Source organism: Lacticaseibacillus absianus (assembly GCF_013407595.1).
Lineage (GTDB): Bacteria > Bacillota > Bacilli > Lactobacillales > Lactobacillaceae > Lacticaseibacillus > Lacticaseibacillus absianus.
On record NZ_JABEKX010000002.1, the window covers coordinates 1 to 22555 of the forward strand.

28 protein-coding genes are annotated in these 22555 nt (G+C 55.1%); all 28 read left to right on the forward strand.

Features of this window, described 5'->3' with window-relative positions; genetic code table 11:
* On the forward strand, positions 1–244 hold a 244-nt coding region (locus HII33_RS04960; RefSeq protein WP_179394713.1), incomplete at its 5' end, for a hypothetical protein.
* Entirely contained in the window at positions 241–462 is a 222-nt protein-coding gene (locus tag HII33_RS04965; RefSeq protein ID WP_179394714.1) for a hypothetical protein, read from the forward strand. The genes HII33_RS04960 and HII33_RS04965, both read left to right, overlap by 4 nt.
* Complete coding sequence (locus tag HII33_RS04970) at positions 462–611, forward strand: hypothetical protein (RefSeq protein WP_179394715.1); 150 nt, start codon at positions 462–464, stop codon at positions 609–611. Before HII33_RS04965 ends, HII33_RS04970 begins: the two co-directional genes overlap by 1 nt.
* A gap of 80 nt (positions 612–691) precedes the next feature.
* Positions 692–1126 (forward strand): hypothetical protein, encoded by a 435-nt coding sequence (locus HII33_RS04975; protein WP_179394716.1) that lies wholly within the window; start codon positions 692–694, stop codon positions 1124–1126.
* A gap of 125 nt (positions 1127–1251) precedes the next feature.
* A complete protein-coding gene (locus HII33_RS04980) occupies positions 1252–1749 on the forward strand; it encodes a super-infection exclusion protein B (protein WP_179394717.1) in 498 nt (165 codons plus the stop codon).
* 49 nt (positions 1750–1798) lie between these two features.
* On the forward strand, positions 1799–2650 hold the full coding sequence (locus tag HII33_RS04985; RefSeq protein ID WP_179394718.1) for an HNH endonuclease: 852 nt from the start codon (positions 1799–1801) through the stop codon (positions 2648–2650).
* Complete coding sequence (locus HII33_RS04990) at positions 2604–3944, forward strand: PBSX family phage terminase large subunit (RefSeq protein WP_425483989.1); 1341 nt, start codon at positions 2604–2606, stop codon at positions 3942–3944. Before HII33_RS04985 ends, HII33_RS04990 begins: the two co-directional genes overlap by 47 nt.
* Before the next feature lie 64 nt (positions 3945–4008).
* Positions 4009–5523, forward strand: coding sequence for a phage portal protein (locus HII33_RS04995; protein WP_218841919.1), 1515 nt, complete (start codon positions 4009–4011; stop codon positions 5521–5523).
* Entirely contained in the window at positions 5523–7013 is a 1491-nt protein-coding gene (locus HII33_RS05000; protein WP_179394720.1) for a phage minor capsid protein, read from the forward strand. The genes HII33_RS04995 and HII33_RS05000 overlap by 1 nt, the downstream gene beginning before the upstream one ends.
* Before the next feature lies 1 nt (position 7014).
* Positions 7015–7224 (forward strand): hypothetical protein, encoded by a 210-nt coding sequence (locus HII33_RS05005; protein WP_179394721.1) that lies wholly within the window; start codon positions 7015–7017, stop codon positions 7222–7224.
* A gap of 123 nt (positions 7225–7347) precedes the next feature.
* A complete protein-coding gene (locus HII33_RS05010) occupies positions 7348–7935 on the forward strand; it encodes a phage scaffolding protein (protein WP_179394722.1) in 588 nt (195 codons plus the stop codon).
* Positions 7936–7947: 12 nt separating this feature from the next.
* Positions 7948–8808, forward strand: a complete 861-nt coding sequence (locus HII33_RS05015; protein ID WP_179394723.1) for a capsid protein — start codon at positions 7948–7950, stop codon at positions 8806–8808.
* A gap of 26 nt (positions 8809–8834) precedes the next feature.
* Complete coding sequence (locus HII33_RS05020; protein WP_281362274.1) at positions 8835–9089, forward strand: Ig-like domain-containing protein; 255 nt, start codon at positions 8835–8837, stop codon at positions 9087–9089.
* 13 nt (positions 9090–9102) lie between these two features.
* On the forward strand, positions 9103–9516 hold the full coding sequence (locus HII33_RS05025; RefSeq protein ID WP_179394725.1) for a head-tail connector protein: 414 nt from the start codon (positions 9103–9105) through the stop codon (positions 9514–9516).
* Positions 9513–9866, forward strand: a complete 354-nt coding sequence (locus tag HII33_RS05030; protein WP_179394726.1) for a putative minor capsid protein — start codon at positions 9513–9515, stop codon at positions 9864–9866. Before HII33_RS05025 ends, HII33_RS05030 begins: the two co-directional genes overlap by 4 nt.
* Positions 9866–10210, forward strand: a complete 345-nt coding sequence (locus HII33_RS05035) for a minor capsid protein (protein WP_179394727.1) — start codon at positions 9866–9868, stop codon at positions 10208–10210. The genes HII33_RS05030 and HII33_RS05035 overlap by 1 nt, the downstream gene beginning before the upstream one ends.
* Positions 10210–10608 (forward strand): phage tail terminator protein, encoded by a 399-nt coding sequence (locus HII33_RS05040; RefSeq protein ID WP_179394728.1) that lies wholly within the window; start codon positions 10210–10212, stop codon positions 10606–10608. The genes HII33_RS05035 and HII33_RS05040 overlap by 1 nt, the downstream gene beginning before the upstream one ends.
* A 5-nt stretch (positions 10609–10613) precedes the next feature.
* On the forward strand, positions 10614–11069 hold the full coding sequence (locus HII33_RS05045; RefSeq protein WP_343036832.1) for a phage tail tube protein: 456 nt from the start codon (positions 10614–10616) through the stop codon (positions 11067–11069).
* A gap of 11 nt (positions 11070–11080) precedes the next feature.
* On the forward strand, positions 11081–11341 hold the full coding sequence (locus HII33_RS05050) for an Ig-like domain-containing protein (protein WP_179394729.1): 261 nt from the start codon (positions 11081–11083) through the stop codon (positions 11339–11341).
* A 107-nt stretch (positions 11342–11448) separates the two neighbouring features.
* Complete coding sequence (locus HII33_RS05055) at positions 11449–11919, forward strand: hypothetical protein (protein WP_179394730.1); 471 nt, start codon at positions 11449–11451, stop codon at positions 11917–11919.
* 12 nt (positions 11920–11931) lie between these two features.
* Complete coding sequence (locus HII33_RS05060) at positions 11932–12525, forward strand: Gp15 family bacteriophage protein (RefSeq protein WP_179394731.1); 594 nt, start codon at positions 11932–11934, stop codon at positions 12523–12525.
* Positions 12515–15793: a tape measure protein gene (locus tag HII33_RS05065; protein ID WP_179394732.1), complete on the forward strand. Its 3279-nt coding sequence runs from the start codon at positions 12515–12517 to the stop codon at positions 15791–15793. The genes HII33_RS05060 and HII33_RS05065 overlap by 11 nt, the downstream gene beginning before the upstream one ends.
* A complete protein-coding gene (locus HII33_RS05070; RefSeq protein ID WP_179394733.1) occupies positions 15783–17267 on the forward strand; it encodes a distal tail protein Dit in 1485 nt (494 codons plus the stop codon). The genes HII33_RS05065 and HII33_RS05070 overlap by 11 nt, the downstream gene beginning before the upstream one ends.
* A complete protein-coding gene (locus HII33_RS05075; protein ID WP_179394734.1) occupies positions 17258–20359 on the forward strand; it encodes a phage tail spike protein in 3102 nt (1033 codons plus the stop codon). The genes HII33_RS05070 and HII33_RS05075 overlap by 10 nt, the downstream gene beginning before the upstream one ends.
* Positions 20356–20652, forward strand: coding sequence for a phage infection protein (locus HII33_RS05080; protein WP_179394735.1), 297 nt, complete (start codon positions 20356–20358; stop codon positions 20650–20652). Before HII33_RS05075 ends, HII33_RS05080 begins: the two co-directional genes overlap by 4 nt.
* On the forward strand, positions 20649–20792 hold the full coding sequence (locus HII33_RS05085) for a hypothetical protein (RefSeq protein ID WP_179394736.1): 144 nt from the start codon (positions 20649–20651) through the stop codon (positions 20790–20792). The genes HII33_RS05080 and HII33_RS05085 overlap by 4 nt, the downstream gene beginning before the upstream one ends.
* A gap of 41 nt (positions 20793–20833) precedes the next feature.
* A complete protein-coding gene (locus HII33_RS05090; RefSeq protein WP_179394737.1) occupies positions 20834–21223 on the forward strand; it encodes a phage holin family protein in 390 nt (129 codons plus the stop codon).
* Positions 21220–22305, forward strand: a complete 1086-nt coding sequence (locus HII33_RS05095; RefSeq protein ID WP_179394738.1) for a GH25 family lysozyme — start codon at positions 21220–21222, stop codon at positions 22303–22305. Before HII33_RS05090 ends, HII33_RS05095 begins: the two co-directional genes overlap by 4 nt.
* Positions 22306–22555: the final 250 nt, after the last annotated feature.

Consider the following 22555-nt stretch of genomic DNA (forward strand, 5'->3'; position numbering starts at 1 on the left):
CAGCATCAAGGTAACCGGCACCGTACTCACCGCCACCGAGAAGACCGTCAACGACGACCAGGTGATGGAGCTCAAGGTGCGCATCCCGTCGAAAGAGCTGGAGGGCAAGCGAGACGGCTTCGCCAAGGTACTTAAGGGCACTGCGCAGCTGACCTTCGTGCCTGGCCAGACCGAGCTTGATCTGGACGGTAAGGGCAAAGAGGCGGACGGGCAGACCGAGCTCATCGAAGGTGATGAACAATGAGCTGGCAAGCAGTGATCCTCACCATCTTCTTCGTGCTTGTCGGCATCGTACTGGCCTTTCTCGTGATAGTGTCCATTATCGGTCATCACGCTTGGCGTGAGATTAAAAAAGAGAACGATGAGTTTGATCGCGAGTTTGAGGCTAAGCAATCAGCGCTTGATGCGGAGTTCAAGGCCAAGGCAGATGATTATCGTCAAATGTTGAAGGAGCGAAAGTAGTGGGTAAGAAGGGCCAGCGCATCAAAGCCAAGCGCCGCAAGCAGCGCGCCGCCAGGAAGGCAAACATGGAACGGTCGAAGACTGGTGCAGTCAGTTTGGAAAATAAGCCAGCTCCGGCGCAATGGGGCTTCCGCCGCGCGCAAGGCTAATTTGGAAAATAAAAAGGGCCACCCCGAAGGACGGCCACGAATTGATTCGACACTCAATTCTAGCACAAGGGGTGGCCATAATGAAAAAGTATACAAAAGCGCGGTTCAGCTGGCTCGAGAGCTATTTGGCCAACGAGGAGGAGATCGCGAGTTTGGAGATCAGTCTGACCCGGAGCCGCCTCGAGTTGCGGCGGTGGACCGAAGGCGACCTCAAGAATGTGCGCATCGCGAAGCAGTCGCACGCGGCTAAGATTGAAACGATCATCACCGCTAATCAGCAGCTGCTGGACGAAGACCTCCGGCTGCGTGATCAGACCCTCGACCTGATCGAGCACTTCGACGGCATCGAGAATCAAATACTCAAATGCAAGTACGTGCGCGGCATGAGCCTGAGCGAGATTGCCGACATCGATGGTATTGGGTACAGCTACGACACTATCCGCAAAATTCACGCCGAACTCAAGCGGCGCCTGGACTTTCTCAACAAATGGGACCTGCAAGAAATTGTGCACTAAATGTGCGCACACTAAAGTCACAGACAGCTTGCTTGGACTGTGGTATGGTTATAGCATCGAAAATATGAATCACCTCGTAGTATTCGGCAGCGATGTCGGGTACTATTTTTTGTGGAGGTGACTATATGCCAAATATAAAAAGCGTCTTGACGCTTCCTACTAAAATTTGGGGAGTGATATCTTTTGCGGGGACCGCTTTATTGCTTGGAGAGCCTTTGTTGAAACGATACAGCGGCGGCTCAGAACTATTTTTGAAATATGGGGTGTGGTTTGCTGTAATCACATTACTAGCCTATTCGTTCTTAGTAATTGAGCTTATTCTGTACTTTTGGAGAATGCGTAGGCAAAAGCAGGAATGGCTATCTAAAATTGCATATTTGAACAACCTAACATCTGATAAGAAGATGATTATCTCAAAGCTCTATTTAGCGCCTACGCATGTATTGAAGCTAAAATATAATGTCGAACAGGTGAGGGAGCTCGAAGAAAACTTGGTGATTGGGCGGACAATGAACACACAAATTGTATTTGGAGACGATTTTTCAAATATTCAGTGGGACTACATGCTGCAACCATGGGTCGTTCAACTAATTGATGAGAACAAAATAACTCTTAAATCCTAGGCGCTTCGGCGTCTTTTTTGATGCAGTCAGGGAGGTGTGGTGATATGTAATGGCTAAGGGTAAGTTCGAGTACTGGTTGACTGATGACGGACAGACCTTGCTTCAGGGCTGGGCGCGACAGGGTCTTAGTGACAAGCAGCTCGCTCACAATATGGGCGTATCAGTCGCCACCCTGTATAACTACAAAAGGTCTCACTTAGAGATTTTAGAGGCTATAAAAAAGGGTAAGGAAGTCGTCGACTTCGAGGTCGAAAACGCACTCCTAAAGCGCGCCAAAGGCTTCGAGACTGTCGAGGAGACCGAGGAGCTGATCGAGGACACGGGTCAGAAAAAGCGACATGACGAGGTGCCCGCCCTGACCGAAGACGACTGGACCTTTGCCAAAGCGTACTTTGCTGGTGCCTGTGCATACTGCGGTCGAGAGACTGATCTGACCAAGGACCATTTGGATCCGCTTGAAAATGGCGGTAAGCTCGATCGCTTCAACGTCGTGCCGGCTTGTCAGCGATGCAATTCGTCGAAGAAGGATCGTCAGTGGCTAGCCTGGTTCGGCAAGCAGAAGTTCTACGACAAGCAGCGGGCCGCGAAGATCACCGACTATATCGATCTTATGCTCCGACTGCCGAAAAAGTCACCGCAGCCGAAGCTGACGGTGACCAAGCGTGTCACCAAGTATGTGCCGCCGGACACAGCGGCCATGATCTACTGGCTCAAGGTGCGCGATCCGGACCACTGGCAAGAGCGGCTGGCTGCAGCCCAGGCTGACAAGGCCGGTGCAGAGGCTGGATTGGCTAGATACAAGACAGACCTGCTGACCGGCGGCGGAGACGTGACAGAGGGGACGGTGATCATTGATGACATCGGATCAGGCGATCAAGTCGAAGATGACCATCAAGATTAAGCTGTCCGACATGGTGCAGCCGCACTTCTACCCATTTTGGCGGTCTCACGCGCCGTACTCGATCCTGAACGGCGGCCGTGGTAGCTTCAAATCTTCGACCGTGTCGCTCAAAATCGTGACCAAGGTCAAGCGGCTGACGCAGGCAGGTCACAAGGCCAATGTGATCTGCATTCGAGAGAACAGCAAATACCTGCGCGACTCGATCTACAAGCAGATCGTCTGGGCGCTGGACATGCTGCACATGACGGATGAGTTCGAGTTCCGGGTGTCACCGATGGAGATCATTCACCGGCGCACCGGCAGCACCTTCTACTTCTACGGCGCTCAGGACCCGAACAAGCTCAAGTCAAACACCGTGCGTGATGTGGTGGCTGTCTGGTATGAAGAGGCGGCGAACTTCAGCGGGCCAGAGGTCTTCGACCAGGCGAACCCCACGTTCATTCGTCAGCGATCGCCATGGGTCGATCATGTGGCCGTGTATTACACGTACAACCCGCCCAAGAGTCCGTATGAGTGGATCAACGAGTGGATCGACAGCTTACGCGGGGATGATGACTACTTCATCGACACGAGCACGTACTTAGACGACGAGCTCGGGATCACCGATGAGCAGACGCTCAAGCTGATCCAGAAGTACAAGGACAACGACTTTGACTACTATCGCTGGCTGTATCTCGGCGAGGTCGTCGGCCTGGGGACCAACGTCTACAACATGAACCTGTTTCACCTGTTGCAGGCGGTGCCGCCAGACGACGAGATCCTGGCGCTGACTTTCTCGGTCGATACCGGGCACATGCAGTCGGCCACGGCCGTATCGGGGTATGGCTTCAGTGCTAAGGGCAACGTTTACGTCTTGGACACCTACTACTACTCACCGGCGCGCCAGGTCAACAAGAAGCCGCCCAGTGAGCTGGTGAAGGATATGCACGCCTTCCTGCTGCAGATCAGTGCCGCTTATCCGGGCGCGCCGATCATCAACAAAACGATTGACTCGGCTGAGGGCGCGATCCGCAACCAATACAGTCACGACTATCACGACGACTGGCACCCGGTGGCCAAGGCCAAGGAGGCCGACATGATCGATGTGGCACAGGATCTGCTGGCGCAGGGGCGCGTCTATGTCCTCGACACTCCGGGCAACGCAGTCTTCATGACTGAGCATCAGCAGTATCAGTGGGACGAGAAGACCATGGAGTCAAGCGACCCGAAGGTTATCAAAGAGAATGACCACACGTGTGACGAGTTCAAGTACATGTGCTTGGACAACCGCCGCCGGTTAGGTCTCAAACGCTAAGGAGGTGGCGCCTGTGGGCCTCATCGACAAGATTCGCAATCTATTTCGGAAAGGGGGTGTGGCTATGGGTATGGGACAAAACCTGAGCAAGATCACCGATCACCCTAAGATTAATGTGGATGCGCATGAGTATGACCGCATCGACCGGGACAAGCTTTATTTCAAGGGCACATTCCCAGACATCAAGTTCTCCAACACCTATGGCGATCCGGTCAAGCGCCCATACGTCAGCCTCAACATGATGCAGGTTGTTTGCCGGCGCCTGGCTAGTCTGCTGTACAACGAGCAGAGTAAGGTGTCAGTCGACACTCGCAAAGTGACGAAGGGGGATGGCGTACCGGCCACTCCGGCAGACGACGAAGCTAATGACTTCGTGCAGTCTGTGCTGCAGGCCAATGACTTCAGCAAGAACTTCGAGCGATACTTGGAGAGCTGCCTAGCCATGGGCGGGCTGGCTATCCGGCCATATGTTGATGCCGAGACTGGCAGTATCAAGCTGGCCTGGATCCAGGCGCCGAATTTCTACCCGCTGCGGAGCAACACTAATGACGTGAGCGCCGCGGCGATCGCCACCCCGACTACTGTCACCGAAAGCGGCCGCACCGTCTACTACACGCTACTGGAGTTCCACGAGTGGCATCCGGCGGGCTACACCATCACGAACGAGCTGTATCGGTCCGAGATGAAGACGGAGATCGGCAAACAGGTGCCGCTTGGCGCACTGTATCCGGAGCTGGCCGACACAGCCAGCTTGCCCGGTTTCAGTCGCCCGCTGTTTGTCTATCTCAAGCCCGCTGGCTTCAACAACAAGAGCCTCAACAGTCCGCTCGGCATTGGCGTGTGTGACAACGCACTGACCACACTCAAGCAGCTCAACGACGCATACGATCAGTTCAACTGGGAGGTGCGCAACGGCCAACGCAAGTACGCGGTGCCTGAATCCATGACTGATGTAACCTTTATCAAGGGCGGCCATGAAGGCCCCAAGCAGACATTTGACCCTGATCAGAACGTCTTCGTGCAAGTCCCTGGTAATCCGGACAAGATGGAAGTGGTCGACCTGACCGCGCCGATCCGCGCCACCGACTACGTGACCAGCCTGAATCAGTTCCTCAAGACACTGGAGATGCAGGTGGGGCTGTCTGCCGGAACCTTCTCGTTTGATGGCCAAGCCGTCAAGACGGCCACTGAGGTCATCAGTGAGAACAGCATGACCTACCAAACGCGCAACAGCCATTTGACGATGGTCGAGCGGGCGATCAAGGAGCTGGTGGTGTCGATCTGCGAACTGGCAGAGGCGACCACAATCGACGGCAAGAGCCTATACACCGGTCCGATACCGACCGCCGATCAGGTGGCTGTCGATTTCGACGACGGCATCTTCACCGACAAGGGCGCCACGGCAGACTACTGGATCAAGCTGCAGGCGGCCGGCCTATGCACCGACTGGCAGGCCATCATGCACATCCAAGGCGTGACCGAGGACAGGGCTAAGTCCATTGCGGCCGAGATTGCAGGCGCCACAGCCGACAATCAGCCAGACACCAACGAGGGTATGTTTGGGGACGGTGATGCCTAATGCCCAAGGTTACGCGGCACCAGCTGACGGTGCAGCAGTCGCTGATCGGTGACATCTACCAGCATCTGGAGCAAGCAATCTTCAAGGCTTTTGTCTCGCGGCTTAAAGCCCACGGCATTGAGGACTACGACGAGACCAACGTGTTCAAGTGGCAGATGTCGGTGCTCAACGATCTGAACCTGATCAACGACGATGTGATCAAGTCAGTCAGCCAGGCGACGAACTTGGCTCGACCGGCCCTGACTGACCTATTCAAGAAGGCGGGCTATGAGGTCGCGTCTCAGGAGTACGGCAAGCTGGCGAAGGCGACGGGCAAGACGATTGCCCCGAATCTGGTACAGCAGGTGCTCGATGGCTACTTGGACCAAACCTTCTTGGATCTGGACAACAACATCAACCAGACACTGCTCACCACTAACGCGGCCCAAAATCCGGCGATCAGCACATTTCAACAGATTGCCAAGGAAACTACCGCAGATGTGCTGACGGGGCTTAAAACGCCAGTCAGGGCTCTTAGTGATACCATCTATCGCTGGCGAGACAAAGGCATCAGCCGCGGGCTAGTCGATAAGGGCGGGCATATGTGGTCGATCGACAGTTACGCGCGCACGGTGATCACCACGACCAGCAACCGCGCCTTCCAGGCTGTGCGCGATCAGGCCGCCGCCGATTATGGCATCGATGTCTTCCTGATGAGCAGCCACGCTGCCAGTCGGGAAGCCTGCGCGCCGATCCAGGGGAAGCTGGTGACCACTAGGACCACCGGGTTCGTTACGTCGGACGGTGAGGTTGTTTATCCGCTTGACTCATACGGTTACGGCGAGCCAGGTGGCACGTTTGGGATCAACTGCGGTCATATCAAGTGGCCCTTCATTCCTGGGGTCAACTCGAACCACCAGGAGCAATTCGATCCAAAAAAGGCCGCTGAGAACGGTCAGACGCAGCAGAAGCAGCGCGCCCTTGAGCGGCGCGTGCGCGGCTATAAGAATCAGCTTGAGCTGGCCGAGCAGCTAGGCGACGATCGGGGCATACAGAAGTACAAGCTGCTGATTCGCAAGAACCAAGCGGCCCTGCGCCAGCTGGTCAAGGACAACGACTTCTTAGCCCGCGACTACTCGCGCGAAAAAGCGTTTGGGTTCAACAGCAAGGAGACTGCGGCTATCAAGAAACGGTCGACGCTCAATGCTGAAAAGCAAAACCGTCACCTTCCGGGCACCAAAGAGTTCGAGGAAGAACGGCAGAAGCGCAAGGCGCGCGGGGCTCAGACGCAAAGTTGGTTGACGATTAATGCAGAGCAGACCAAGTTGCTAGGCGACACTTATGGAGTCAAGGATATGACTACCATGTCCAAGGTGTTCACCGCGGAGTTCAGTATCGGCGAGTATGTTGATCAGAGGACTGGAGAAGTACGTCACACCAATCGTGGTATGATAAAATACAGTAAGACGGGGTATCACATTTACCCAATCAACCCGGAAAGGAAGGACTAGCATGGACGATCAGTATTATGACTTTGTTCGCGATTATGAAAATCGAGACGTGACGATGACGCTCAAATCGGGCGAAAAATTGACCGGATATGTTGAAGTCACTTATCCGGCCGACGATGACGACACGGGACGTGTGTCGTTCTCGCTGGGCACTAATCCGGGCATGCGGAATGTTTACCTGGATGACATTGAGACAATCGCACTAACCTAACGCTCGCCAGCTGGTGGGCGTTTTCTTATGCACCGCGACCTGGGTAAGTCGCTAAACTGCTTATTTTTTGTACCCAAATCCACGCGGGAGCAGACCCGCTCAACAACTGCTTAGGAGATCGGTATGAATCCAGAAGCATTGAAAGCATTAGGACTGAATGATGAGCAAATCAAGGGCACCATGGTGCTGTACGGCAAGGACCTGAACCCGCTTAAGGAGCAGGTGACTAGCCTGACGACTGAGCGTGACGCGGCCAAGGCACAAGTGACCACGGTCACTGGGCAACTCGACCAGCTGCAGAAGGACCACAAGAGCGATAGCGAACTCAAGGCTGAGATCGACAAGCTCAAGGAAGCCAATACGCAGGCCGAGAAGGACGCGGCGGCACAGTTGAACCAGGTGAAGCTCGACAGTGCGACCAACCTCGCCCTGCTGCAGTCTGGCGCGCTCAACGCCAAGGCGGTCACCGCACTGCTGAACAAGGACACATTGAAGCTTGACGACAAGGGCAACCTGACCGGGCTGGATGACCAGCTCAAGGCGCTTAAGGAAGCAGACGACAGCAAGTTCTTATTCAAGACGGCAGATCCAGCCGACAAGAAGCCAAACAGCCCACAGATCACCCCACCGGGCAACCCTAATGCAGACCCAGCTGGCGGCACGAGCATGGTCGACAAAATCGCCGCTCGGCTTGCTGGCAAGACAATCTAAGGAGGGCATAACATGCCAGTAGTATTAGACAGCAAAGACCTGGCTACCATTGACCAGGAGTTCAAGGCCGATTCTCAAGTCTGGGACGTGTTGACCCAGGGTGCCAAATCCATCACCGCAGCCGATTTTGTGGGCGCAAACGAAGTGCGGATCAACAAGATGAGTGGGTTCATGGACGCCACCCAGTACAAGCGAAACGGCGACAATGCACGCAATCAGATCTCTATCGAGAAAGAGACTGTCAAGTTGACCCATGAAGACTGGTTCGGTTACGACGTCGATCGTCTCGACCAGTCTGAAAGTGCTGCGCTGACCATCAACAATATCGTGACCGAGCACAAGCGCCTTGTGACTGTTCCACACCGCGACAAAGTTGCTATTCAGGCACTGTTCGACAACGCTGGCACTACCGTCGACACGGCAGCAACGGAAGACAATGTTCTCAGCCTGTACGACGCCGCGGAAGAGTACATGACCGACAATGAAGTACCAGGTGGTTATGTGATGTTCGTCAGCGCCGCCTTCTACCGGTTGCTGAAGAATGCGGCCAAGGTAGCGCGGTCTTTCACGACCAATCAGCAACAGCTTAACGGCATTGACCGTCGTGTAGCCATGCTTGACGGTGGAGTGCCGATCATTAAGGTGGCCAAGGAGCGCATCGCCGGTACTGAGATCGAGGACACGGTCCAGTTCATCGTGACTCCATTGACTGCCATCGCACCAATCGTCAAGTACGGGACGGTTGACACTGTGTCTGCTGACTCCGACCGTTCTGGCTACCGCGACACCATCAAGGGCCTGGACTACTACGATGCTATTGTGTTTGAAAACGCCAAGAAGGCTATTTACGTGAGTGCAGTCCCAAAAGCGTAACGCCGGCCCCTAAGCCAGCTACTGGTCTGACGATGAGCCAGGCTACGGCTAGCATGAAGGTCGGCGACACCAAGACAGTCACCGCGGCCGCTGACCCGGTAGACGCGGACGACGCGGCGGCGGTCAATGGCGCGATCACCTACGCTTCGAGCGATGAGGCGGTCGCCACAGTAGCAGCAGACGGTACTATCACCGCGGTCGCTGAAGGCACTGCGAACATCACAGCGACCAGTGGCAGCTTCACCGCTAGCGTCAAGGTCACTGTCTCTGCAGCAGCTTAGGCGGTGATCAGACATGACGACCAAACTGTACGTCGACGCGCCTGAATACGTCGAGGCGATGCACGTCACGGCCGCGCCTGAGAACTACGAGGAGCTGGCCGCACTGGCCGGTCTGTACCTGGACGAGATCACTGCATTTCGCTATCAGATCAACAGCATCGACAGCGACCCGTTTGAGCTGCGCGTGACGCGCTTCAAGCGAGCCGTGATGTTGCAGATCAGGTACATGGCCGAGACCGGTATCACTTCATCTGCTGGCTATAAGGCTACACAGGCCCAATCGGTCAGCCAGTCGATCGGTGCGACCACGGTCTCTAAGACACTAGGAGAGACTGCAGCCAACGTCAGCGGGACGATCGTCTGCGATGATGCGCTGCGTGCGCTGTCTGGGACGGGGCTATTGTATCGGGGGGTGATGCACTTATGAGCACATTGCAACCCGATCAGGCCTGGCTACGTGACACCGTCACTGTCGAGAAGTACCTGGATGATGGCGACTACAATGTTGGCAAGTACGCGGATCCGGTGACTCTTGACTTAGTACGGGTCGACCTGACCAAGGACTACGCCGGAGTCGGTAATGATCGGACAATCACCGCCAATGCAACGGTGTTCCTGATTGCGCGATACACGACCAACTTCCCATCTGATATCGATGACAGTTGGCTCCGGGCGCGTTTGACCTACAAGGGCCATGAGTATTGCGTCAAGGACTGGTCGGATTATCAGGATCCAGACACCGGGGCGCCGTTCAGCATTGAGTTGAAGGTGATCTGATGACTGGTATCAAGGTGACGACTAACGTGGCTCGATTGCGCAAGAAGGTCAGCCCAGCCTCATTTCGAGCAGGTCAACGTGCGTTGGCGAGCCAAGTCGGGATGGACTCCAATCGGTTCGTCCCAAAAGGGCCACCGCAGGCGGGGCACTTGCGCTCATCGCAAGTGATCGCGGCCGACGCGTCCTTCGTTTCGTGGATGGCACCGTACGCAGCGAGGCAGTTCGATGCGCCGGCAGGTTGGCGATATACGACGCCGGGAACTGGTCCAAAGTGGACCGAGGTTGCAAAGGCGAAGTACACCGATAGCTGGATCAAGGCGCTTATGAAGGGAGCAGGACTGTAATGGACTTTGCAGAACGGCTGAGAGACAAAATCAATGCCCTTGGGCAACCAATCCAGACAATTCTGGGCACCCTGACCGAAAAAGAGTCAGCGGCCCTGACGACGATGCCTGGCGGCCAAGTCATCAGGTCATATATGGACGGCGAGATGGACAAACGACTGCAATACCAGTACGCCATCAAATGCCAGGCCGCCCGCAGTGCTGTCGCTAACGTGCAGCTGTGGGCGGTCACCAACCTGCTTGAAAGCTTGGAGACGGTGCCCAGCCGCGATGGGTCGTATCACTTCGATAGCATCATGATCACCAGCCAGCCGGCTCAATCCAATGCGGATGAGGCCGGTTTTTATTACTGGACGGTCGACTTCTCGGCCGACCTGACAACCTTTAAGAAGGAGTGACAATAGTGAAACAGAAAAACGCAAAGCGACAGCACTTCATCGCACCGTGGACCAGTGATGAAGACAAGCCGGCAGAAGATGCGTACCTGCCATTAGCGCACCAAATTCAGACGATCGAAGACGACTCGGATGAAGACACCGATGACTTCGGTGACTACGCCGGCGACGGCACGGCACAGACGATCCTAAACGGTCGCACTGAAAAGTGGACCTTCGAGGGCTACTACGATGCTGAGGATCCGGCACAGAAGTTGCTTGCCGATCTACGCCGCCAGGTTAACGACGACGATCGAAAGGTTTGGCATAAGATCGTCGAGACCAACGGCGATACGATCGAAGGGGTCGCCAAGGCAATGGAGATCAAGGCCGGGGGCGGGGACGCTACCGAGTACGAAACCTTCGAAGGCCATCTGGACTATATCCAGACGCCGGAGGTGACGCCTGCCAGCCCAAAACCGTAGCGGTGTCGGGGGTGACCCTGGCACCGACCACGACTAGTCTCGAAGTCGGCAAGACCGCTGACGTCGTAGTGACAATCGCGCCGCTAGACGCTACGGACAAGACGGTCACCGCCAAGTCTGCGGATGAGTCTAAGGTGACGGCTGCTGTGACTGGCACCACGGTCACACTGACCGGCGTGGCCGCGACTGATACGCCGGTATCGGTGACGGTGACGGTTGGCGGTAAGACCGCGACGGTTGCAGTCACCGTGATCGCGCCAACCGAAGGCTAATTTGATTCGCGTCGCCACATGAAAGACATAGTACGGGCTGCGGCCCGGGCGGCGCATTGCACAGCGGTGAGAGATAACTCTCACCGCTTTTTTTAGGAGGAATACTCATGACTGAACGCTTACTTATTGATTCCAGTGTCATCGCAATCCCGATCGGCGTCCGCGACAAGGAGGACCCGGAAAAGGTCCATGACTATACGCTGCATTACGACATCAGTGACTCGGCTGTCAAAGATCTCAAGTCTCGTCAGGCTGTCACTGACAAGGCGCTGGCTGACATCCGCGCCAAGTACAATGCGGTTCTTGGCGATGACGGCGAGGTCACTGATGACAACTTGTCCGATGCTATTGCGGGTATTGGCGAAGTCATGCGCGCGCAGTTCGACGCCGACTACGGAACGGGCGAGTACGACAAGGTGGTTGAGCTCGGCGGAGGCAACAGCGTCATCAACATGATGGACCTATATCAACAGGTCAACGATTTCGTGGGTGCGCGGCTTGATCAGAAATTTGAGAAGCTCAACAAGCAGTCTGCCAATCGCCAGGCCAAGTATTTCAAGAAGCACGGCAAGAAGTAATGGGGTGATTGCATGTTCCGTCTCTATGAAGACCTGCCCGACAGTGTCGCGGTAGGCGGAACGATGTATCACTTGAATCTCGACTTTGCGAACGTGCTGCTAGCCTTCGACGCGCTGCAGGACAAAGAGATGACGAGCCATGACCGACTGGAGACGGCATTGATGCTGATGGCGGGTGAGGACCTGCCAGACCTCGAGGACTGGCCTGACCTGTGGGACGCCATCACAGGGGTACTCCGGGCGGAGGATGTTCACGCGGTCGAATACGACCAAAACGGCGATCCGATGCCGCAGCACATCCAGCAACGTAAGCCGGACTTTGACTTTGGCCAAGACGCGCAGCTTATCTACGCGGCGTTCTGGCAGACGTATGGGCTCGACCTTTTTGAGCAGCGGGGCCAGATGCACTGGTACAAATTTCAATCCCTACTGGCTGGGTTGCCCGATGACACGAAGTTCAGCCGTGTTCGGCAGATCCGCGGTACCAAGTTGTCCGATATCAAAGACAAAAAGGAGCGCGCCGAAATGGCGAAGCTCAAACGAGAGGTGGCGCTAGTCGCAGTCGAAGACGGCGAAGAGGAAGGAGGTGACGCATATGGCAGCTGATGGGACAGTGAAGATCCTGATTCAAGCCGACGGCAAGGAGGCCATCGGCTCAGTCGACGACCTGGTCACCAGACTGGATGGCATCGGCGGCGCCGGTCGAAAGGCTGGCGGGATCCTCAAGAGCGTGCTCGGAGCCAATTTAATCAGCAGCGCCATTACAACTGGTATCAGTGCTATCAAGGATGGCCTTGTCAGCATGGCCGGTGATCTTAGCTCAGCCAGCGCCACTTGGCAGACCTTCAACGCCAATATGAAAAACATCGGCATGCCAGACCAGGAGATCAAGTCGACGACGAAGCAACTGCAAAAGTTTGCTCAGGCGACGATCTACTCATCATCTGACATGGCGACCACATTCAGCCAGCTTCGGGCTGTCGGCACCAAGAACACCACGCAGCTGATCAAGGGCTTTGGCGGTCTTGCCGCCGCGGCAGAGAACCCCGGGCAGGCCATGAAGACGTTAAGTCAGCAGGCCACGCAGATGGCCGCCAAGCCTAAGGTCCAATGGGAAGACTTCAAGCTGATGCTTGAGCAAACACCTGCAGGGATCGCGGCGGTCGCTAAGACCATGGGCAAGTCCACGAGCCAACTGATCACCGACATTCAGGCTGGCAAGGTATCGACGCAGAGCTTCTTCGATGCGATCAACAAGGCCGGTAACGCACCGGGCTTCCAAAAGATGGCGACGCAGTACAAGACCGTTGGTCAAGCGACTGACGGGTTGCGAGAGACTCTGACCAACCAGTTGCTGCCTTCCTTCAATAAGGTCAACAGTGCTCTGATCGGGGTGATCTCCAAAATGGTCGACGCAGTCGGCGAAATGGACTTCACCGGTCTGGCTAACGCGACTGTCACGGCACTTGATGCAGTCGCCAACGCAATCGCCTTCGTCTCGCGGCACGCAGATGAACTCAAGGCTGCGGCCGTTGCAGTGGCGACCTTTCTGATTGCGTTCAAAGCAATCAAGATGGTCACTAACTTCAAGAAGTCGATCGCAGACACAGCCACTGTGCTGAAGGCATTTCAGGCGGCGCTTGGAGTCGGACCTTGGGGTATACTGGCGGCTGCCATAGCGGCGATTGTCGTTGGTCTGACCTACTTTTTCACTAAGACTAAGACGGGTCAGGTACTATGGGCGAAGTTTGTCGCATGGATCAAGAAGGCTGGGTCGGTTTTCGCTGCGGTCGGTAACTCGATCAAGCAACTAATTGCGGCTGGCTTGGCAAAGCTGGCACCGATAGCCTCAGCTGTTGGAGCGGCATTTGCCAAGCTTGGACCCTTCTTCAAAGCAGTGGGTGTGGCGATCTCTGGACTCGTGAGCACCGGGTTGTCGAAGCTGGTAGCGTGGTTCGCCCAGCTGTCGAATAGCACCGGCAAGCTTATGTCTGGAGGTATGGCCAAACTTGGACCGCTCATGGCGAGTCTGGGTGCTGCCGTCCAGAAGCTAATGGCTGCTGGTTTGAGCCGTCTTGGGCCTTTGCTGGATTCCATGGGAGGTGCCTTCGGTAAGGCTGGCGCCCTCATCGGCCCATTGATCAGCATCCTGACCAAGCTTGGTCTGGCTGCGGTCGGTATCAGTGGTCCCTGGGGTATGGTCATTAGTATGGTTGCCTCGTTTCTCGGAATGTGGGCGAAGACTGGCCAGCTGAACGCGGACGGTATCACGGCCGTATTCGATAAGCTGACCAGTAATATCGAAAGCGTATCAGGGGCCATTAGCAAGTATCTACCGCAGATCGTGACGATTGGGACCGACCTGCTGGTCAAGCTGATCGACGGTATTACGGCTGCATTGCCACAGCTTGTGACGGCAGCCACCGACATTATCACGGGGCTCGCCGAGGCTCTGTCCAAGGCGCTACCGGCGCTCGTAGATGCGGGCACCCAGATACTCCTGATGGTCGTCCAGGCGATTGTCACGGCGCTGCCACAGCTGGTGACAGCTGCCTTAGCAATCGTCACCGGCCTGCTTGACGCCGTGATCGGTGCACTCCCAACTCTGGTCGATGCAGGGGTCCAGATCCTCACCGCGGTGATCCAGGGCATCGTTGCGGTGCTGCCAATGTTACTGAGTGCGGCGCTACAGATCATCATGGGAATCGTCAAAGGGCTTGTCGCTGCATTACCCGTGATTATTAGCGCAGGGCTACAGATCATCACTGCTCTCGTTCATGGATTGATCACGATGCTACCTGCGATCATCTCGGCAGCCATTCAGATCCTGATGGCACTAGTCAACGGCCTCATGGCCGCGCTGCCGGCACTGCTCCAAGCCGCCGTGCAAATCATCTTGTCACTGGCTGGTGCGCTGATTGACGCTCTGCCCCAAATCATTGATGCGGGGATCAAGCTCTTGCTTGCGCTGATCGAAGGACTGATCTCAATTCTGCCAGCTTTGATCGATGCGGCGCTAAAGCTGGTAATGGCCTTGGCGGGTGCATTGATCGATAATCTTCCAAAGATCATCGCGGCCGGTATCAAGCTCCTGACGGCCCTGATCAGTGGGCTGATCAAGATGATCCCGGCGCTGATCAACGGTGCCTTGCAGATCATCATTGCCCTCGCTGGTGCCCTAATCAAAAATGCGCCGCGGATCCTTGCGGCTGGGGTCAAGCTGATCGCGGCTCTGATCAAAGGACTGCTTCAACTGCTCGGCCAAGTTGGCGGTGCTGCGACTAAGCTAGGATCTAAGGTCATCAAAGCCATCGCGGACAAAGGCAAAGATATGCTCAATGCCGGCGTTGACTTCGTCAAGGGCTTCATTGGCGGCATTGGAAAAATGGCCGGTAAGGTCTGGGACGCAGCTAAGGATATCGGTAAGAAGGCGGTCGACGGCGTCAAAAAGTTCTTGCACATCGGCTCGCCTTCACGTGTCATGCGGCAGATGGGTGTCTGGACCGGGCAAGGCTTCACGAATGGTATCAAGGACATGCTGCCGAAGGTTTCGAGCATGTCCGACAAGATGGCTGCTGCCGCGATGTTTGATACCCCCGATGTGTCGCTGGGGGCGATTACTGGGCGCTCTGGCGCGCTGCGGGCCGAGCAACTGATCGGCAGCATGAATCAGCGCGTGCCGAGTGCCCAGACCATCAACAACTACAAAACGAATCAGATAAGTGCTGAATCACGGATAATTGAAGTTCATGTTCATGCGATCCTTGACAAGCATGAGCTTGCGCAGGAGATGACTGCTCCGATAAGGGTTAATATCGACCGTGCTAATCGATTGAAAGAAATTGCGAAAGGAAAACGACGAAATGACCTTTAAATGGATCTTCAATGGCGAGGAAATGAGCAAGTATATTCGTACGACTGATGTAGAGCGTGATATTGGTCAGAATCGTACGGCTGATTTGCATGCGGTTGGTGTGAATGATGGTCGTAGTTTCAGACGCACAGTGGCGGATGCTGGAACTATTGTGGTGACTGGCTTAGTGATTCGCGACCTGCCAGAAAAGCGACGTGATATTGCTCGTATATTGATGACTTCGAAGCCAGTGAAGCTAACGTTTAGCGATGAGCCTGACGTGTACTATATGGCCATTGCTGAAGGCCAAACATCGTTGTCAGAGGTATTCAATCATGGATCTATTCAGATCACTTGCAGGGTTCCAGATGCGGTAGCTCTTGCAGAGGATCCCTTGTCGCAAACTTCCGGCGCTAGCGGAGAACTTATTAGCATCACCAACGCCGGCACCGCCCCGACGGCGCCTATCCTAACGGCCACTATGGCCGGCGACAACGGGCTGGTGGCATGGACAAATGACAAAGGCGGCGTGCTCCAGTTTGGCTCTCCAGATGAGCTGGACGGTGAGACGAAAGAAAAGTCTGTTCACGCACTGGCAACCGGCTACAGCGGTGCTCCAAGTGGCGTCGCATACAACACTGCGGCTACGAACTACCCAAACTATCTTGGTGATGCGTCACGCCCAAACAAGCAGCAAGGGCGCATTGACTACAAGGAGGACTACACCGGTGGTCAGTCAGCCGTGCCGTATTTTGCTAATGGGAATACTGGTGACTGGGGTGGGCCGTCAATCTATCTGCCTATCAGTGGCGGCAGTTCCGGTAATTTTTCGTGTCGCACGCGGTTTTACTTTGGATCAAGTGTGACGAGGCAGGGACGGCTTGAAATCACCCTGCAAAATGGTACCGAGGCTGCTTATCAGTTTGTGATTCGCGATAGCTCTGCTTCGGAAGAACAGTACAGGTGTGAGTTGTGGGCACTGGATAAGGCACTAGCAGAGTTTACCCTAACAAGCGCACAAATTGGCACAGCAGGTTATCGGCAGGTCACAATCTCAAAAATCAAGGACGAGCTACGGTTTGAGATCGGGCACGTCTCACAGAAATCTACTGGTCAGTTAGATCGCTCCGTGGTGAAGTCATACACTTTGTCTGAAATCGCTGATCTCCCTGTTGATGGATACTCGGTGTGGTTTGAGCGCTACCGTGATAAGGAACACGTACTGATGGCGCTAAACGATACGCGTTTTGACTGGCTTAACGTCAATTACTGGAAAGACGACCCGAACCGCTTTATGGCGGACGACGTGGTGACGGCTGACGTAGCCACCAAAACGGTTTACGTAAACGGCGTGGAAGACGCCACTCTTCAACGTGTGGGAAATATGTGGGACAGTTTCATCCTCCCCGCTGGCGACACCATCATTCAGCCGGTAGCGTCTGAGTGGGCGGAGCCGTTTAAAGCGCAGATTGAGTACAGGGAGGCATGGTACTAGTGGACTTTTATTTTACCGATCGGAAGTACAATCTTATTGGTATTGCCTCAGCCGGTGGAAGTGGACCAATTCAGCTAACTGGGGAGATCGACAAGCAGCAGGTTCCTGATTCGGTCGCACGCACACTTATTGGCACACTCACTACAGACCCATCCAACGCGAGTAGGCTCGAAGAAATGGCCGCGTTTGGTAACTTTGTTTTGTATCAAGACGCTAGTGGACGATCCGTGTTTATGACTGTGATGGAATGGCCAGACACTGGGTCTGATCCGCAAAGCGGATCTCTAGTTTTTTTGGCTATTAATGGTGGTATTGACCTGATTAATGAGACCATTGGTAGCTATACTGCCACCAAGGCGATGTCAATTGCAGAGTATATCAACCTTTTTGCAGCTGATTCCGGCTTTGAAATTGGTGTCAACGAACTTGCGGGCCAAGCGCGCACGCTCAAATGGGAGTCCGAGGAGGAAACTGTACTGACCCGGGTTGAAAGTGTGGCAACGCAGTTTGATGCCGAATTGGATTTCCGTTTTGAAATCACTGGCACGCAAGTGATCAAACACTACATCGATATTTATCATCACATTGGTGCAGATAAGAACCAGCGGTTAGAAGTTAATACACACCTGAACAGCATAAAGACAACTGGAAATATCTACGATTTATGCACCTCCATTAACCCGACTGGCGGCATGCCTGAGGGTAAGGATAGCCCCATCAACTTGAAGGGTTATACGTGGACTGATCCGGATGGTCGCTTTGTTCTGGGCGCAGATGGCATCCTGCGAGATACCGTAGCGGTGCAGTTGTGGAGCCGAGCACTGTCAAACGAAAACCCGAATCCGACTGACCACCACATCCAGCGGGTGAAGACCTACGAGGCGGTGACACAGGCAACGCTACTTCAGTCCGCGCTGGCAGACCTGAAGCAGTACAACCATGCAGCTGTTAACTACGAGGTAGACTTGGTTGATCTGCCTGATAGCGTCATGGTCGGCGACACGGTGCACCTGGTCGATGAAGAACAAGAGCTGAATCTGTCTGCTCGGCTACTCCAGCTTGAGACTAGCTACTCGGAAGGTACACGGACCGCCACATTTGGCGATTACTTGATCGAGGCCTCGCAGATCGATCCAGCCCTGCAAGACCTAGCCGATCAGATCAAGCGGATTCCTAAGACGGTGCAGTACTACCCCTGGGTCCGATATGCGGACGACGATCAGGGTACTGACCTGAGTGCGCTACCAGCTGGCAAAGCATACATGGCGGTCGTCTATGGCGACACGTCGGTGCCGTCTGACGATGCAGCCGATTATGCCGGGAAGTGGCAGAAGGTTGTCGGCCCTGCCGGTAAGGACGGCAATGACGGGGAGCCTGGAGAGGGGGGGAAGGATGGTCGAACCCCGTACTTTCACAAAGCCTATGCAAACAGTATGGACGGATTGGACTTCTCGACCACCGATGCGACGGGTAAGTCTTATCTGGGAACCTACAGCGACTTCACCCAAGTTGATAGCGCGGATCCAGCAAGCTATAAGTGGCAGTTGGTGAAGGGGGACCGCGGTGAGCCTGGGCCCGCGGGTGAGGACGGTGAGAATGGTGCACCGGGTATCCCCGGGGTGGATGGCCGCACGCCGTACATCCACACTGCCTGGGCGACCTCAGCAGATGGGTCCGAGAACTTTTCGACCTCGCGCGACAACCGCGTCGACTACTTTGACCTTGCCAAGTGGATGGCTGGCGCCAAGGCGGCGAACTCACAGATCGCGGCGGATATCGCGTTGAAGCCGAACACCACCTACACCGTGTCTACAGACTATCCCGATCCGACGACGTCGTACTACGACATCTGGACAGACAAGAAAGGTGTGGCCCTCTCTTCTTCTACCAACCCTCTATCTAAGTCGCACCCACGAACGATTACAACGGGGGCCGATGGGTTGGTTACTTTGGCAGTCCGAGACGGTGCGCCCACCGATGCAATTACGATGGGAAAGAACTACATTCAGATTGAAGATGGATCGCACGCTGGTTCGAGAATCAGGAGCGTTGAATACACGTACTGGGGCACGTACACGGACTTTGAGCAGGTAGACAGCACTGATCCAGCCAAATACGTTTGGACGCTGATCAAAGGAGCTGATGGCGAGCCAGGGAAGGATGGCGCTGACGGGGAAAACGGGAAGGATGGTAAAGACGGGGCCGAAAATGTCCCTGTCACTACAATCGGCTCAGCCTATCCCGCCAGTCCAAAATCAGGAGATATCCACTGGCTGACAAATGCAAAAGGAGTCGTCACTGGCTACTACCTGTATAGCGGCACCACATGGACTGCAAAGCCTGTGGACGCCTCTACGATCGCTGCGGAGACGTTTGTCGGGAAGACTTTCCAGGGGATGCACTTCATTGGGTCAGATTTCACCAACTCATACACGTTGGTGCCCGAGGATGTTGGAGCGGAAGGCAACCCGGCATACATTTACCACTCGGGGACCCTGGCGATGAAGAACGGTAAACTCGAGGCACATGACAGCATTTACAAAGCCGACAAGACCACACTAGTTAACCAAATTGCGATGGCATATGACCCTACCCAGGGATTGATGATGCAGACTTTCGACGCCACGGGCAAGAAAGAGCAGTACTACATGGCGATGAGCCCCGCTGCAGGGTCGATGGTCATGCGAACGCCAGACCATATCGGCTCACTTGATGCAGGGTATTTGGAGCAACTTAACGGGGCAGGTAAACTTCTTTGGTCTGGTGGGTACTACATGACCGGCACGCAGAGCGTTACCCCAAGCGTGCCACTCAACAAGTGCCTCAACGGGTGGGTACTTCTCTGGTCGTACTACAACAGCGGCGCGCAAGCCGACTCTGACTGGAACACCACGATTATTAACAAAAACTGGGCCGCTGTTCACAGTGGCACTGGGATTGTGACGCCGTTGTCTACGGCTTCTGGATCGGTGAGAACGCAGAAATATCTCTTTGTTACAAACGCCACACTGAAAGGATATACGTCGGGTAGCGGCGGCAACGGTTCTGGCGATGCAGCTAAGTTTGTTTTGCGGGAGGTGTATGCGTTTTGAAGGTCAGCATTGATTCAGACAATCAAGGCTACATCACGGGTTACCAGCAAGCTTTTTGGGATGGCGAGGAGTGGCAGGCCCCATTCGACACGACCAATGCGGTGGATTTGGCCCAGATTGAGGTCGATAAGATTGTACTCGGGGCCAGCATGCTGGTGGACGGTGCGATCGTAGTCGACCAATCCAAGCTTGATGAGATGGCCGAGGCGGACAAGCCGCAGCCCACACCTGAGCAGCTGATGCTTGCGGCCCTGTCACTTGAGGTTGCAAAGCTCAAGGGGGCAAAAGCATGACAGCATACGAGCAGGCAAAACAGTTCTACGCCTGGGGGATCGACATTAAGCCTTTCGTCGGGCTGACGATCAGCCAAGCCGAATATGAAGAGATTACGAAGGCGGCCGAGCAGGACGCCTATTTTGATGGAGAGAAGTGAATCTATTGTTATTTGCAATCACAAAAGGAGGCGAAAGCCTAATGCAACAATTATTTAGTGGCGGGCAACCGCTGATGGGTTGGTGGCTCGCAATGGTTGGAATCGATTTAGTCACCGGCTACGCGAAGGCGCTGAAAGCACACCGATGGAAGTCTGCGGTCAATTTGCAGGGGCTGATGACCAAGTTTGCCACAATGCTGACGATTATCGTTGCGTCCGCGGTCGACCATGTGGCACCGCTGGCAGGTCTGAGCATGCCAGTGAACGTCGGCCTGATCTGGACACTGATTCTGATGACTTACGAGTTCGGCTCAATCATGGAAAATGTGACAGCGATGGGGGTCAACGTTGGCCCGCTAGCAAAGTACCTTGACGTCTTTCACGACTCGGTCGATCCAAGTGATACGACTAAGAAGGGGGAACCAAAATGACAAACTTTTTCGTAGCAGATGTGTCGTCTCACGATACGATCGATGCCGCAGCACTGCCCCAGATTGGCGCTGTGATCATCAAGGCAACGCAGGGCACAACCTACGTCAACCCGAAGTGTAACGGCCAGTACGCAGCGGCCAAGGCAGCCGGGAAGAAACTCGGCCTGTACCACTATGCTGCCGGCGGCGATCCAGTCGCCGAAGCCGACTACTTCATCAGCAACATCAATAACTACGTGGGCGAGGCACTTCTGGCCGTTGACTGGGAAGGGTATCAGAACGCGGCATACGGCAAGAATTCAAACTGGGTCAAGCAATTCGTAACTCGCGTGCACGACCTGACCAATCAGTGGTGCCTGCTCTACACGGGGGCTGAAGGGGCGCGCGAGTGCGCGAACGTCAAGGACCTCTGCGGCCTGTGGTTTGCCGGTTACCCATACTACCCGGGGACGCAGCGCATGTACCCGACCTTTGAGGTTCCGGCAAAGTTCCCGTACTCGACCGCACCATGGCCGACCTACACGATGTGGCAGTTTACGTCCAGCGACGGGACGAAGGACATGAGCATTTCAAACATGCCGATCGAAAGCTGGGACAAGTTTATCGGTAAGGCGATTGCACCCGTCCCAAATCCGGTGCCCGCTAAGACCGTCGCCCAGCTCGCTACCGAGGTGATCGCGGGTAAGTATGGCAGTGGGGATGCGCGCAAGGCGGCCCTGGGCAGTCAATACGCCGCGGTCCAGGCCGAAGTAAACCGACAGCTCGGATCGAAGACTGCCTCTAAGCCGGCAGCGCCGAAGCCTGCTACGACGACCGGCAAGCAAGAGGGCGTATGGTACGCTCAGACAGGGTCCTTCACGATCACTGACTCGTCTGGCATTAAGCTCCGTAGCGGGTCTGCATCGGTCAGCGCGCCACTGCTGGCTGTGCTGGCCAAAGGCTCCGTGGTCAAGTACAACGCCTATGGCTACTTTGGCGGCTATGTCTGGATCCGGCAGCCACGATCTGGCGGCTATGGCTATCTACCGACTGGGACCGCGTCCGGCACGAAACGGACCTCGTACTGGGGGAACTTCAAGTAGGCTCATCACAGCTCGTCATGGCTCATCAATCTTGGCTCACTCTGCTTCGGTAGGGTGGGCCTTTTTGCGTGGCACAAAAATATCGAAACGCGCTATCCCTTGTGCGCCAAGGGACGGAGCTGCTGAGGTGGCATAAGAGGTGGCAGTTTAGAGGCAAGCTGGCTATCTATAGTGGTAAAGTGCCACCTCATTGCCACCTCCCGTATAAATCCCGCACAATCCGCAAAACAAAAACGCCTATTTCTAGGCG